15 protein-coding genes are annotated in these 12,582 nt (G+C 72.3%); 11 read left to right on the top strand and 4 right to left on the bottom strand.

What is annotated here, in order from left to right; all coding sequences use genetic code 11:
• Positions 1 to 4: 4 nt before the first annotated feature.
• Positions 5 to 571, bottom strand: coding sequence for a hypothetical protein (locus AB5J54_RS24160; RefSeq protein WP_369145984.1), 567 nt, complete (start codon positions 569 to 571; stop codon positions 5 to 7).
• A gap of 96 nt (positions 572 to 667) precedes the next feature.
• Here AB5J54_RS24160 and tsaB point away from each other — a divergent pair, with 96 nt between their 5' ends.
• The 7 genes from tsaB (at position 668) to AB5J54_RS24195 (ending at position 5,816) form a co-directional block, all read left to right on the top strand.
• Complete coding sequence (gene tsaB / locus AB5J54_RS24165; RefSeq protein ID WP_369145985.1) at positions 668 to 1,324, top strand: tRNA (adenosine(37)-N6)-threonylcarbamoyltransferase complex dimerization subunit type 1 TsaB; 657 nt, start codon at positions 668 to 670, stop codon at positions 1,322 to 1,324.
• 32 nt (positions 1,325 to 1,356) lie between these two features.
• Entirely contained in the window at positions 1,357 to 1,821 is a 465-nt protein-coding gene (gene rimI / locus AB5J54_RS24170; protein ID WP_369149439.1) for a ribosomal protein S18-alanine N-acetyltransferase, read from the top strand.
• Positions 1,821 to 2,927: a tRNA (adenosine(37)-N6)-threonylcarbamoyltransferase complex transferase subunit TsaD gene (gene tsaD, locus AB5J54_RS24175; RefSeq protein ID WP_369145986.1), complete on the top strand. Its 1,107-nt coding sequence runs from the start codon at positions 1,821 to 1,823 to the stop codon at positions 2,925 to 2,927. The genes rimI and tsaD overlap by 1 nt, the downstream gene beginning before the upstream one ends.
• Before the next feature lie 11 nt (positions 2,928 to 2,938).
• Positions 2,939 to 3,184, top strand: a complete 246-nt coding sequence (locus tag AB5J54_RS24180; RefSeq protein WP_369149440.1) for a hypothetical protein — start codon at positions 2,939 to 2,941, stop codon at positions 3,182 to 3,184.
• 57 nt (positions 3,185 to 3,241) lie between these two features.
• Complete coding sequence (locus AB5J54_RS24185; protein ID WP_369145987.1) at positions 3,242 to 4,090, top strand: polysaccharide deacetylase family protein; 849 nt, start codon at positions 3,242 to 3,244, stop codon at positions 4,088 to 4,090.
• 99 nt (positions 4,091 to 4,189) lie between these two features.
• Positions 4,190 to 4,555, top strand: a complete 366-nt coding sequence (locus AB5J54_RS24190; RefSeq protein WP_369145988.1) for a YciI family protein — start codon at positions 4,190 to 4,192, stop codon at positions 4,553 to 4,555.
• Positions 4,556 to 4,616: 61 nt separating this feature from the next.
• A complete protein-coding gene (locus AB5J54_RS24195) occupies positions 4,617 to 5,816 on the top strand; it encodes an RNA polymerase sigma factor (protein WP_369149441.1) in 1,200 nt (399 codons plus the stop codon).
• On the opposite strand, the gene AB5J54_RS24200 is transcribed toward AB5J54_RS24195, so the two are convergent.
• The 3 genes from AB5J54_RS24200 to AB5J54_RS24210 are packed head-to-tail and all read right to left on the bottom strand — an operon-like array spanning position 5,810 to position 9,083.
• Positions 5,810 to 7,246 carry a hypothetical protein gene (locus AB5J54_RS24200; protein ID WP_369145989.1) on the bottom strand — a complete coding sequence of 479 codons (1,437 nt, stop codon included), beginning with the start codon at positions 7,244 to 7,246 and terminating at the stop codon, positions 5,810 to 5,812. The two genes, AB5J54_RS24195 and AB5J54_RS24200, sit on opposite strands and share 7 nt — an antisense overlap.
• Positions 7,239 to 7,886: a hypothetical protein gene (locus AB5J54_RS24205; protein ID WP_369145990.1), complete on the bottom strand. Its 648-nt coding sequence runs from the start codon at positions 7,884 to 7,886 to the stop codon at positions 7,239 to 7,241. Before AB5J54_RS24205 ends, AB5J54_RS24200 begins: the two co-directional genes overlap by 8 nt.
• A 9-nt stretch (positions 7,887 to 7,895) precedes the next feature.
• Positions 7,896 to 9,083 (bottom strand): SAM-dependent methyltransferase, encoded by a 1,188-nt coding sequence (locus tag AB5J54_RS24210; RefSeq protein WP_369145991.1) that lies wholly within the window; start codon positions 9,081 to 9,083, stop codon positions 7,896 to 7,898.
• 99 nt (positions 9,084 to 9,182) lie between these two features.
• On the opposite strand from AB5J54_RS24210, the gene AB5J54_RS24215 reads away from it, so the two are divergent.
• The 4 genes from AB5J54_RS24215 (at position 9,183) to groL (ending at position 12,557) form a co-directional block, all read left to right on the top strand.
• The gene (locus AB5J54_RS24215) at positions 9,183 to 10,127 is read left to right on the top strand and encodes a polysaccharide deacetylase family protein (RefSeq protein ID WP_369145992.1); all 945 of its coding nucleotides are present in this window, start codon (positions 9,183 to 9,185) and stop codon (positions 10,125 to 10,127) included.
• Positions 10,124 to 10,363, top strand: a complete 240-nt coding sequence (locus AB5J54_RS24220) for a hypothetical protein (RefSeq protein ID WP_369145993.1) — start codon at positions 10,124 to 10,126, stop codon at positions 10,361 to 10,363. Before AB5J54_RS24215 ends, AB5J54_RS24220 begins: the two co-directional genes overlap by 4 nt.
• A 146-nt stretch (positions 10,364 to 10,509) precedes the next feature.
• A complete protein-coding gene (groES, locus tag AB5J54_RS24225; protein ID WP_017239619.1) occupies positions 10,510 to 10,818 on the top strand; it encodes a co-chaperone GroES in 309 nt (102 codons plus the stop codon).
• Positions 10,819 to 10,928: 110 nt separating this feature from the next.
• The gene (gene groL, locus AB5J54_RS24230; protein ID WP_369145994.1) at positions 10,929 to 12,557 is read left to right on the top strand and encodes a chaperonin GroEL; all 1,629 of its coding nucleotides are present in this window, start codon (positions 10,929 to 10,931) and stop codon (positions 12,555 to 12,557) included.
• Positions 12,558 to 12,582 lie beyond the last annotated feature (25 nt).

Consider the following 12,582-nt stretch of genomic DNA (forward strand, 5'->3'; position numbering starts at 1 on the left):
CGCGTCAGCCGACGACGACGACCTTCGCGCCGATCACCGCGAACGTCCACATCGCGTTCCCGTCGGCCCGCTTCATCCGGATGCCGCCGGTCTTCCGCGCCGGGTCCGGGGACGGCGTCGAGCCGTCGACCGCCGCGCTGAAGCCGATCGCCACGTCCTGGTTCGTGGCGAACCGCACCACGTGCTCGATCTGCACCCCGTCCGAACCGCGCACCGAACCCGAGCGCGAGGTCACGGTGTACGCCCCCGGAACCGGGTCGACCGTGCTCGGCCACACGGTGAACGTCCGGGTCGCCTTGCCCTTGCCGTCCACGAGCCACACCCGGCGGTCGCCGAGCGCGTACACGACCCGCTCGCCGCTGCCCGAGCCCGCGGGGACGGTGAGGGGGTCCTTGGCCGGCTGCTTGGGGCCGCCGCTCGGCGAGACGGAGGGGGCGGCCGTGCCCGGAGTCCGCGGCTTCACCGACAGATCGGCGGGCGCGTTCGCCGAGGCCTGGTAGGCGAGGACGCCGACCGCGACGATGGCCGCCGCCGTGAGCCCGGCCACGAATCCCGAGCTGCTCCGTGCCACCGTGCCCACCTCTCGTACGTACGTATCGAAGGGTGACGGTAGCAGCCGCCCGCCCGAGGTTCGGGGCAGCGTGCCCGGGAGCCGTAGGCTGTTCGCGTGCTGTTGCTCGCCATGGATACCGCCACCCCCGCCGTCACCGTCGCCCTCCACGACGGCGAGGCCGTCGTCGCCTCGTCGAGCCAGGTCGACGCCCGCCGTCACGGGGAGCTGCTGCTGCCCGCCGTCGACCGGGTCCTCGCCGAGGCCGGTCTCAAGCTCGACGCGGTCACCGGGATCGTCGTCGGCGTCGGCCCCGGCCCGTACACCGGGCTCCGCGTCGGCCTCGTCACGGCCGCGGCCTTCTCCTCCGCGCTCGGCGTGCCGGTGCACGGCCTGTGCACCCTCGACGGCCTCGCGTACGCCTCCGGGATCGAGGAGCCCTTCGCCGTCGCGACGGACGCGCGGCGCAAGGAGGTCTACTGGGCGCGGTACGAGAACGCCCGCACCCGCGTGACCGACGCGTCCGTCGACCGGCCCGCCGACATCGCCGCCTCGCTCGCCGGACTCCCCGTCGTCGGCGCCGGCGCCCTCCTCTACCCCGAGGCCTTCCCGGACGCCCGCGAGCCCGAGCACCAGTCGGCCGCCGCGCTCGCGGGGCTCGCCGCGGAGAAGCTCAAGGCCGGCGAGGGCGGCTTCCTCGACCCGCTGCCGATGTACCTGCGCCGCCCCGACGCGCAGGTGCCGAAGAACTACAAGGTGGTCACCCCCAAGTGAGCGCCGCGACGCAGGCCGCCGTGCTGCGCGAGATGCGCTGGTGGGACATCGCGCCGGTGCTCGCGCTCGAAGCCGAGCTGTTCCCCGAGGACGCCTGGTCGGAGGGGATGTTCTGGTCGGAGCTCGCGCATGCCAGGGGCCCGAAGGCCACCCGCCACTACGTCGTCGCGGAGGACCCGGCCGACGGCCGGCTCGTCGGCTACGCCGGCCTGGCCGCCGCCGGCGGACTCGGCGACGTGCAGACCATCGCCGTCTCCCGCGACCAGTGGGGCACGGGCCTCGGCGCCCGGCTCCTCACCGACCTGCTGAAGGAAGCCACCGCCTTCGAGTGCGAGGAGGTCCTCCTCGAAGTGCGCGTGGACAACACCCGGGCCCAGAAGCTCTACGAGCGCTTCGGCTTCGAGCCCATCGGGTTCCGGCGCGGCTACTACCAGCCGGGCAATGTCGACGCGCTCGTGATGCGACTGATCGTTCAAGGAACTGGGACTGAGATCTGATGGCTGCTGACGAACCGCTGGTACTCGGCATCGAGACCTCCTGCGACGAGACCGGCGTCGGCATCGTCCACGGGACCACCCTCCTCGCCGACGCCGTCGCCTCCAGCGTCGACACCCACGCCCGCTTCGGCGGCGTCGTCCCCGAGATCGCCTCCCGCGCCCATCTGGAGGCCATGGTCCCGACGATCGAGCGCGCCCTGAAGACGGCCGGGATCTCCGCGAAGGACCTCGACGGCATCGCCGTCACCGCCGGACCCGGTCTCGCGGGCGCGCTGCTCGTCGGCGTCTCCGCCGCCAAGGCGTACGCGTACGCCCTCGGCAAGCCGCTCTACGGCGTCAACCACCTCGCCTCGCACATCTGCGTCGACCAGCTGGAGCACGGGAAGCTGCCCGAGCCGACGATGGCCCTCCTGGTCTCCGGCGGGCACTCCTCGCTGCTGCTCTCGTCCGACATCACCTCCGACGTGCGGCCGATGGGCGCCACCATCGACGACGCGGCCGGCGAGGCCTTCGACAAGATCGCCCGCGTCCTCGACCTGGGCTTCCCCGGCGGACCGGTCATCGACCGGCTCGCCAAGGAGGGCGACCCGGCGGCGATCGCGTTCCCGCGTGGCCTCAGCGGCTCCCGCGACCCCGCCTACGACTTCTCCTTCTCCGGCCTCAAGACGGCCGTGGCGCGCTGGATCGAGGCCAAGCGGGCGGCCGGCGAGGACGTGCCCGTACGGGACGTGGCCGCGTCCTTCCAGGAGGCGGTCGTCGACGTGCTCACCCGCAAGGCCGTCCGGGCCTGCAAGGACGAGGGCGTCGACCACCTGATGATCGGCGGCGGCGTCGCCGCGAACTCGCGGCTGCGGGCCCTCGCCCAGGAGCGCTGCGAACGCGCCGGGATCCGGCTGCGGGTGCCGCGGCCGGGCCTGTGCACGGACAACGGCGCGATGGTCGCGGCCCTCGGCTCCGAGATGGTCGCCCGCAACCGGCCGGCCTCGGACCTGGAGCTGTCCGCGGACTCGTCGCTGCCGGTGACGGACCCGCACGTGCCCGGGGCGTCGCACGACCACGACCACGATCACGTGCACGAGGTCAGCAAGGAGAACCTGTACTCGTGAGGCTCACGCTCATGTGGGAGGCCAGGGCCGCCCAGGGCCGGGGCGCCGAGCTCCTGGAGTGGGCGCGGGCGCGGGCGCGGGTCCTCGCCCGGGAGCCGGTCCGCCGGGAGATCTTCCGGGCCCCGCAGGACCGGGTCCTCGTCCTCACCTGGTGGGAGGCGGAGGCCTTCGACGCCGAACTGCCCGAGCTGCCGGAGCCGGACGCGGAGCTGATCACCCGTCCGGTCCACCGCTGGCGCTTCGAATCGGTCGAGTAAGCGATTCCCGGCCGAAAATAGAGCAACCTTTCGAGCGTTTCGGGCATCCCACAGCGCGTGAAGAAGACGATCGCGCTGTGGGCGGCCCTGACCACCGTCGCCCTCCTGGTGACCGGCTGCACGGCCTCGGCGGCCGAGGAGCCCGCCGCCGTGCAGACCCCCGGGCCGAGGACGACCACCCCCGCGGCCGGACACGAGGCGCCCGCGGCCCCCGGAGCCGCCGCGGCCGCCGCGTACCGGAAATGGGGCCTGAAGCCCTTCGCCGCCCCGCCCGCCCCGCCCGCGGTCAAGCCCGTCGTCCGCCCGGCCGGCGGGCCGGTGCCCGTCATCAGCGAGATACCCACCCGCGAGAAGATCGTCTTCATCACGATCGACGACGGGGCCGAGAAGGACCCCGAGTTCGTCCGGATGATGAAGGACCTCAAGGTCCCCTTCACGATGTTCCTCACGGACTCGGCCATACGCGCCGACTACGGCTACTTCGCCCCGCTCATCGCCCAGGGCAACGGCCTCGCCAACCACACCCTCACCCACCCCAACCTGCGCACCCTCTCCCAGGAGGGGCAGCGCCGGGAGATCTGCGGCCAGCAGACGAGGCTGAAGGAGCGGTACGGCACCACCCCGCGGCTCTTCCGCCCGCCGTACGGCAACTGGAACGAGGCCACGCGCGCGGCGGCGGGGGAGTGCGGGGTCGACGCGATCGTGCTGTGGCGCGAGTCCATGCAGATCAAGAACATGCAGTACCAGCGCGGCGACCGGAAGCTGCACCCCGGCGACATCGTCCTGGCCCACTTCCGGGGCCCGTCCGAGCTCAAGGGCCGGACGATGACCGAGATGACGGCGACGATGCTGCGGAGGATCCAGGAGCAGGGCTTCACGGTCGCGCGCCTGGAGGACTACGTCTGAGAAATTCTCCGGGCGCGGTGTCGATGCGGGCGGACCCCGTTCGACGTATGTGTGGACGGCGGGGAACGGCCCCGCCCACCGCACCACCGAGGAGTCGTCATGCCCCGCTTCCTGTCCCTCGTCCGCATCGAGGAGAACACCATCGACATGGAGAGCGCCGACCCCGGCTTCGAGGAGCGCATGGGCGCGCTCTTCGAGGAGATCACCAAGGCCGGCGCCATGGTGGACACGGCCGGGCTCAAGCCCACCGCCGAGGCCACCCGGATCACCTGGTCGGACGGGAAGCTGTCGTTCACCGACGGCCCGTTCACCGAGACCAAGGAGGTCGTCGGCGGCTACGCGATGCTCCAGTGCAAGGACATGGCCGAGGCCGTCGAGTGGGGGAAGCGGTTCCTGGCCGTCCACCCGACGCACTGGAAGGTCGGCCTGGAGGTCCGCGAGGTCGAGGAGATGCCGGAAGGCTGACGCGCGCTGTGCTGTCATACGGGATGTGACGGTGCAGAGCACGCTGGAGACGGTCTTCCGGATGGAGTCGGCGCGGATCATCGCCACGGTGGCGCGGATCGTCAGGGACGTCGGCATCGCCGAGGAGCTCGCCCAGGACGCGCTCGTCTCCGCCCTGGAGCAGTGGCCGCGGTCAGGGATCCCGGACAGCCCGGGAGCCTGGCTGACGGCCGCGGCCAAGCACCGCGCCGTCGACCTCGTACGGCGGCGCGAGACGTACGCCCGGAAGCTCGCCGAGGTGGGCAGGACGCTCTCCGAGGAGTCGTACGACCCCGAGCCGGCCGGCCCGGGCGACATCGACGACGACGTCCTCCGGCTCGTCTTCACCACCTGCCACCCGGTGCTCTCCGCCGACGCGCGGGCGGCGCTCACGCTGCGGCTCGTCGGCGGGCTGCGGACGGACGAGATCGCCCGCGCCTTCCTCGTGCCGGAGGCGACGGTCGCGGCGCGGATCACCCGGGCCAAGCGGACGCTCGCGAAGGCGGGCGTGGAGTTCGAGGTGCCGTACGGGGCGGACCGGGCGGCACGGCTCGGCTCCGTCCTGGAGGTCGTCTACCTGATCTTCAACGAGGGGTACGCGGCGACCGCCGGCGACGACCTCCTTCGCCCCGGCCTCTGCGAGGACGCGCTGCGGCTCGCGCGGGGCCTGGCCGCGCTGATGCCGGGGGAGAGCGAGGCCCACGGCCTCGCCGCCCTGCTCGAACTCCAGGCCTCCCGGACGGCGGCCCGGACCGGCCCCGACGGGCGGCCGGTGCTCCTGGCGGACCAGAACCGCAGCCGCTGGAACCGTCTCCTCATGCGCCGCGGGTACGCCGCCCTCGCGCGCGCCGGGGACGGGCGCTCCTACGGGCCGTACGCCCTCCAGGCCGCGATCGCCGCCTGCCACGCGCGGGCCGCCTCGTACGAGGCCACGGACTGGTCGACCATCGCCGCGCTGTACGCCCGGCTCGGCACCCTGACACCGTCTCCGGTGGTCGAGCTGAACCGCGCGGTCGCGGTGTCGATGACCGAGGGCCCGGCCGCGGCCCTCGCCCTCGTCGACGCCCTCGCCGGCGAACCCTCCCTGGCCCGCTACCACCTGCTGCCGAGCGTCCGCGGCGACCTCCTCGCCCGCCTGGGCCGTACGGCGGAGGCGCGGGCGGAGTTCGAGCGCGCGGCCGCGCTCACCCGCAACGAGAGCGAGCGGGCGCTGCTGCTCGAACGGGCGCGGGGGGCTCAGTAGCGCAGGATGTGGCCGACCGACGTGCCGACGAGGACCGTGCCGTCGGGGGCCGCGTGGACCGAGAGCTGCCCGTGGCGGGGAAGCGGGCGCCGGGCGAGGACGGTGCCGTCGGCCGTGGCGACCGAGACGAGGGTGCCGTCCGCGCACAGGGCGTGCGCGACGCCTGCGTGCGTGTCGAGGTCGACGATCTCCGCGTCCAGGGGCCGGGTCCAGACCACGTCCCCGGCGGGGAAGGTCCGGCGGACCAGCTCCTGCCGTCCGTGCAGGAGGGCGGGGCCGGCGGTGTCGGAGACGTACACGGTTCTGCCGAGCGGCGCGTCGGCGGCGAAGAGCACCGTCTCGGCGGTGGAGCGGGGGTCCAGCGCGATCACCTCGCGGCGCCGTCGCGTGAACAGCAGCTCGGGGCAGCGGCGCGCGTCGAGCGGGACGAGCTCGTCACGGTCCGGCTCGTGGACCGTGGCGAGCGGGGTGCCGTCGGCGGCGAAGAAGCGGGTGTCGGGCGGGTCGGGGCGTTCGTTCCGGTAGCTGCGCTCGAAGGTGTCCCGGACCGCCCAGGTGCCGTCCGTACGGGCCGACAGCGCCGCCGAGAAAGGCACCGAGGGGTGGTCGAGGACCGTGCCGTCCGAAGTGTCGACGAGCGGGAAGTCGGTTCGGTCCATCGGGCGGGGGACGGCCACGCGTGCCGTCCGCTCGTCGGCGGCGACCACGATCCGCGTACCGCCGAGCGGCGTCGGCGCGGGAATGCTCCACAGCGGTGATCCGTCGGGGGCCCAGCACTCCAGCGTGGTGCGGTTGCGGGTGGCGAGCACGCGGCCGTCGCTCAGCCCGGCCACGGACCGGACGGCGGTCCTGCCGACGTAGTTCCTGCCCGCCCGCGCGGCGAACGGCTGGAGGAGTGTCAGGGGGGATCCCGTGTCCGGGTACGTGACCTGGTCGAGCACGGGCCCGTCGAGGGCGGTCAGGTCGAGGGCATCGGCGGCGAGGCCGCGCCAGTCGTCCCGGACGACGGTGGGCCGGGAGACGTGGTGAACGTACTCGTCGTGCATGTCCACCGCGCGGAAGGTGAGTTCGAGCGTACGGGGATCCGGCCAGCGGACCAGGTCGATGCCCCGGCGGGGGTCGGTGAAGTCGACGCGGTGGCCGGTGTCGGCTTCGAGGAGGGTGAGGCCGCCCGCGCGGAGGTACTCGTCGCCGTTGTCGAGGCCGATGGCGAGGAGCGGGAGCGTGGGGTGGAAGGCGATCGGCTCGGCCTCCTCGGTGAACGTCAGGAGGTGCGCGCAGGAGAGGTCGGCCGCGCGGTAGACGGCCACGCGGCTCTGTCCGGCCCAGCACGCACTGGCCGCGATCCACTGCCCGTCGGCGCTGACGACCGCCTGGTCGGCGTTCCCGAGCAGTTCGGAGAAGGGCTCGTCGTGCAGGAGATCAGCCATGGTGCTCCGTCAGGTGGGCGAACGTGGTCCTGGCGAGGACGTCCAGGGTCTCCGGGGTCGCCGTCGGGGCGAGCTGCGCGAAGGACGCGGCGAAGGCCGGGGAGTCCGCGCGGAGCGTCCGCGCCTCCAGGGCCTGGGTGAGGCGCGGGATCAACTCATGGAAGCAGAAGGGGTGTTCGGCCTCGACGAAGGCCCGCAGGCTCTCCTCGTACGAGGCGTACTCGCCGTCGTACGCCCAGCCGTCGAGGGAGAGCAGGAGGGGGAACTGGGCCCGTACCTCCCAGGCGGACAGCGGCACGTCCTCGTACCGGGCGTCGCCCTCGCGGTCCGCGAGCCGCAGCAGCGTCGCGAGGTCCGTCATGAAGGCGGGTACGCCCTTGGTGCCGGCGGCCGTCCGCCAGGCGCGGCGGGCCGCCTCCGGGCAGGTCGCGAGGAACTCCTCGGTGAACGCGGTGGACAGGTAGTCCAGTTGGGAGGCGAGTGTCTGCGGGGTCTCCCGCCAGGCCGCGTCCCAGTGGTTCAGGCGCAGGACCCGCTTCAGGCGCAGGACCTCCCACTCCAGCGGGTCCGGCCCGGCGGCCAGGCCGGCGAGGTGCGCGAGCGGGCCGCCGGTGAACATGCCTTCCGGGTGCAGTGCCATGAGCTCCCCCTAGGACTTGTTCGCCGGCCGGCCGATCAGCATCGTCGGGGCCCCCGCGACCCGGGTGAGGAGGACGGTCGCCGCGTTCGGGCCCTTCGGCTTCACCCTGCGGCGGATCTCCTCCGGTTCGACCGCCGAGCCGCGCTTCTTCACCGTCAGGGTGCCGACCTCGCGCTCCCGCAGCAGGGCCTTCAACTTCTTCAGGTTGAAGGGGAGTTCGTCGGTGATCTCGTAGGCGGCGGCGTACGGGGTCGGGTGCAGCTCGTCCGCCGTGACGTACGCGATCGTCTCGTCGATCAGGCCGCCGCCCAGCTCCTCCGCCACCTCGGCGACCAGGTGCGCGCGGATGACGGCGCCGTCCGGCTCGTACAGATAGCGGCCGACCGGGCGGACCGCCGGGTCCGGCAGCCCCCGGCCCGTCAGGGTGGTCCCGGAGGGCAGCAGGGTGGCCCGGCGGGCGCCCGGCTCCGTGCCGAACCAGAGCACGGCCTCCTTGACGTCCCCGCCGTCCGAGATCCACTCGGCCTCCGCCTCCTCGGGCACCGCCTCGTGCGGGATGCCCGGCGCGATCTTGAGCGCGGCGCGCGGGGCCTTGCGGGCCGCCTCGATCGCCCAGGACAGCGGCGGGGAGTACGCCTCGGGGTCGAAGATCCTGCCCCGGCCGCCGCGCCGCGCCGGGTCGACGAAGACCGCGTCGTACGGGCTCGTGTCGATCTCCGTCACGTCCGCGCAGCGCACCTCGATCAGCCCCGCGAGGCCCAGCGCCTCGGCGTTGGCCCGGACGGTCTCGGCGGTCAGCGGGTCCCGGTCGACGGCGAGGACGGAGATCCCGGCGCGGGCGAGGGCGATCGCGTCGCCGCCGATCCCGGAGCAGAGGTCGGCGACACTGCCGACGCCCATCGCCTTCAGCCGGGCCGCCCGGTACGTACCCACCGAGGCGCGGGTCGACTGCTCGACGCCGTGGGGCGTGAAGTACATCCGGTACGCGTCCTCGGCGCCGAACTTCGCCACCGCCCGCTGCCGCAGCCGCGCCTGCCCGAGGGCCGCGCCGACCAGCTCGGCGGGGTGGTCGCGGCGCAGCCGGGAGGCGATCGCCAGCTCCTGGGCGGGGTCGTGGTCGCGCAGGGCGGCGAGGAGCGTCTGCCCCTCGGGGCTGAGCAGGGCGGCGAAGGAGGCGAGGTCGGTCACCCGTCCCATTCTGGCCCCTGGAGCACTGTGGGCCGGCCGGGGGACGGTGGGCGCCGTACGGCGGTGTCGTGGCCCGGAGGGGCGCTCGCGCTGACAGGATGCGGCGCCATGCAGCTCGTACGACAAAAGGACCAGATGATGGCAAAAGGTGCGCATCGCTCCCGTCGGACGCTCGGGGCGGCGCTCGCCGTAGCCGCCCTCGCCTCCACCGCCACGGCCTGCGCCGGCAGCGCCGAACCCGAGCGCGGCGCACCCGCCCCCGCCGCCGGACAGAAGGCCCAGGGCGCCGCCGGCGCCCTCGACGCGTACATCGAGAAGGTCCGCGCGCAGCGGGCCGCCCGCGTGCTCGCCGCCAAGAAGTGGGGCCTCGCCAAACCCCCGCTCGACGCGCCCGCCCCGCCCGCCGTCAAGCCGAAGATCACCACCCGCAAGGGCTTCGAGACGGACGGCGAGGACATGCCGCCCGTCTTCACCACCGTGCCGACCAAGCAGAAGGTCGTCTTCCTGACCATCGACGACGGCGCGGAGAAGGACCCCCGGCTGATCACGATGATGAAAGAGCTGCGGATCCCTTACAGCGCCTTCCTCAGCGACTACGTCGTCAAGGACGACTACGGCTACTTCAAGAAGATGCAGACGTCACAGGAGTCCGGCATCTCCCTGCACAACCACACCCTCAACCACCGCTACCTCCCCGGACTCTCGTACAGCGGGCAGAAGCGCGAGATCTGCGGCATGCAGGACGTCATCGAGAAGCAGTTCGGCAAGCGGCCCCCGCTCTTCCGCCCGCCGTACGGCAACTACAACGAGGACACCCTGCGCGCCGCGAAGTCCTGCGGCGTCAAGGCGGTCCCGCTCTGGGCCGCCGAGGCCTTCCCCGACCACATGGAGTGGCGCGAGTGGGACCGGGACCTGCACCCCGGCGACATCGTGCTCACCCACTTCCGGGGCAAGGAGGACTGGAAGGGCACCATGCCGGACATGATCCGCCGCGTGATGAACGTGATCACGTCGAAGGGGTACGCGGTGGCGAAGCTCGAGGACTACGTGTGAGGCGCGTCGCCGTCCTCGCCGTGACCGGGGCGCTGCTCGCCCTCCCCGCCTGCGCCCCCTCCGTCGACCCGATCGGGCGGCTCGGCCGGAAGGCGGCGGAACGGGTGAGTCCCCGGCCCGCCCCGGCCGAGACCGTACGGGCGGCATTCGACGTGAAGGCCTGCGAGGGGGCCGGAGGGGTCCGTCCCGTCACGCCACGGAGCGATGAATTGGCACTCCGCTTGACCGAGTGCTAATCGCGGTCATAGTCTCGGCTCTGGCACTCCCCATTGGAGAGTGCCAACACAGCGACGGGCAGGTCCGGCACCCGCGACGACGGATCCACCTGGTCGCCACCTCAGACAGTTAACCCCGTGAGATCTCCGAAGGGGGAGGTCGGATCGTGACGACCACCAGCTCCAAGGTTGCCATCAAGCCGCTCGAGGACCGCATCGTGGTCCAGCCGCTCGACGCCGAGCAGACCACCGCCTCTGGCCTGGTCATTCCGGACACCGCCAAGGAGAAGCCCCAGGAGGGCGTCGTCCTGGCCGTGGGCCCGGGCCGCTTCGAGAACGGCGAGCGTCTGCCGCTCGACGTCAAGACCGGCGACATCGTGCTGTACAGCAAGTACGGCGGCACCGAGGTGAAGTACAACGGCGAGGAGTACCTCGTCCTCTCGGCTCGCGACGTGCTCGCGATCGTCGAGAAGTAATTCGCCGAAGTATCTGAAGCAGATGCTTTGAGCTGCGCCCCTTGACCCCGCACCGGGCGTCCGGGGGCGCAGTTCGTTCCACCCCATTCCGAGAGGGCTGAACCGCTCCCATGGCGAAGATCCTGAAGTTCGACGAGGACGCCCGTCGCGCCCTTGAGCGCGGCGTCAACAAGCTTGCCGACACGGTGAAGGTGACGATCGGTCCCAAGGGCCGCAACGTCGTCATCGACAAGAAGTTCGGCGCCCCCACCATCACCAACGACGGTGTCACGATCGCCCGCGAGGTCGAGATCGAGGACCCGTACGAGAACCTCGGCGCCCAGCTCGTGAAGGAGGTGGCGACCAAGACCAACGACATCGCGGGTGACGGCACCACCACCGCCACCGTGCTCGCCCAGGCCCTGGTCCGCGAGGGTCTGCGCAACGTCGCCGCCGGCGCCTCCCCGGCCGCCCTGAAGAAGGGCATCGACGCCGCCGTCAAGGCCGTCTCCGACGAGCTCCTCGCCACCGCGCGCCCGATCGAGGACAAGTCCGACATCGCCGCCGTCGCCGCGCTCTCCGCGCAGGACCAGCAGGTCGGCGAGCTCATCGCCGAGGCGATGGACAAGGTCGGCAAGGACGGTGTCATCACCGTCGAGGAGTCCAACACCTTCGGCCTGGAGCTCGACTTCACCGAGGGCATGGCCTTCGACAAGGGCTACCTGTCCCCGTACATGGTCACCGACCAGGAGCGTATGGAGGCCGTCCTCGACGACCCGTACATCCTGATCAACCAGGGCAAGATCTCCTCGATCCAGGACCTGCTGCCCATCCTGGAGAAGGTCATCCAGGCCGGCGCCAGCAAGCCGCTCCTGATCATCGCCGAGGACGTCGAGGGCGAGGCCCTCTCCACCCTCGTCGTCAACAAGATCCGTGGCACCTTCAACGCCGTGGCCGTCAAGGCCCCCGGCTTCGGTGACCGCCGCAAGGCGATGCTCGGCGACATGGCCACCCTCACCGGTGCCACCGTCATCGCCGAGGAGGTCGGCCTCAAGCTCGACCAGGCCGGTCTGGACGTGCTGGGCACCGCCCGCCGCGTGACCATCACCAAGGACTCCACCACCATCGTCGACGGTGGCGGCAACGCCGAGGACATCGCCGGTCGCGTCGGCCAGATCAAGGCCGAGATCGAGTCCACGGACTCCGACTGGGACCGCGAGAAGCTCCAGGAGCGCCTCGCGAAGCTCGCCGGCGGCGTGTGCGTGATCAAGGTCGGCGCCGCCACCGAGGTGGAGCTGAAGGAGAAGAAGCACCGTCTGGAGGACGCCATCTCCGCGACCCGCGCCGCGGTCGAGGAGGGCATCGTCTCCGGTGGTGGCTCCGCTCTGGTCCACGCCGTCAAGGTCCTGGAGGGCAACCTCGACAAGTCCGGCGACGAGGCCACGGGTGTCGCGGTCGTCCGCCGCGCCGCCGTCGAGCCGCTGCGCTGGATCGCCGAGAACGCCGGCCTCGAGGGCTACGTCATCACCTCGAAGGTGGCGGAGCTCGACAAGGGCCAGGGCTTCAACGCCGCGACCGGCGAGTACGGCGACCTGGTCAAGGCCGGCGTCATCGACCCGGTGAAGGTGACGCGCTCCGCCCTGGAGAACGCCGCCTCGATCGCCTCCCTCCTCCTCACCACCGAGACCCTCGTGGTGGAGAAGAAGGAAGAGGAGCCGGCGGACCACGGCCACGGCCACGGTCACGGCCACTCCCACTGAGGCTCGTAGCTGACAGCTGAGGCCC

Source organism: Streptomyces sp. R44, assembly GCF_041053105.1.
GTDB lineage: Bacteria > Actinomycetota > Actinomycetes > Streptomycetales > Streptomycetaceae > Streptomyces.